This window comes from Gilvimarinus sp. 1_MG-2023 (genome assembly GCF_030548285.1).
This window is the reverse complement of record NZ_JAUOSC010000336.1, coordinates 1-372: the sequence shown is the minus strand read 5'-3', so window position 1 is coordinate 372 and position 372 is coordinate 1. Positions and strand designations below refer to the sequence as shown.

The following is a 372-nucleotide window of genomic DNA, read 5'->3' as shown; positions in this document are numbered from 1 at the left end:
GTATCGTTGGCCCTAATGGGTGCGGCAAATCCAACACCATTGATGCGGTGCGCTGGGTGATGGGCGAAAGCTCAGCCAAATACCTGCGTGGCGACTCGATGACCGACGTTATCTTTAATGGTTCTTCCGAGCGCAAGCCGGTAGGCAAAGCCAGCGTTGACCTGATTTTTGACAACAGCGACCAGACGCTGCGGGGAGAATACGCGGCCTACACCGAAATTGGCGTCCGTCGCCAGGTTACCCGGGATGGCCAGTCTACCTACTTTCTGAATGGCAGCCGCTGTCGCCGTAAAGACATTACCGACCTGTTTCTGGGGACTGGCCTGGGGCCTCGTTCCTACGCCATTATCGAACAGGGCATGATCTCCCGCC

General features: G+C 57.3%; 1 protein-coding gene. It reads left to right on the top strand.

Features of this window, described 5'->3' with window-relative positions:
• Positions 1 to 372 (top strand): AAA family ATPase (locus Q4563_RS17070; protein WP_303605340.1); only part of this gene is annotated, 372 nt, incomplete at both ends.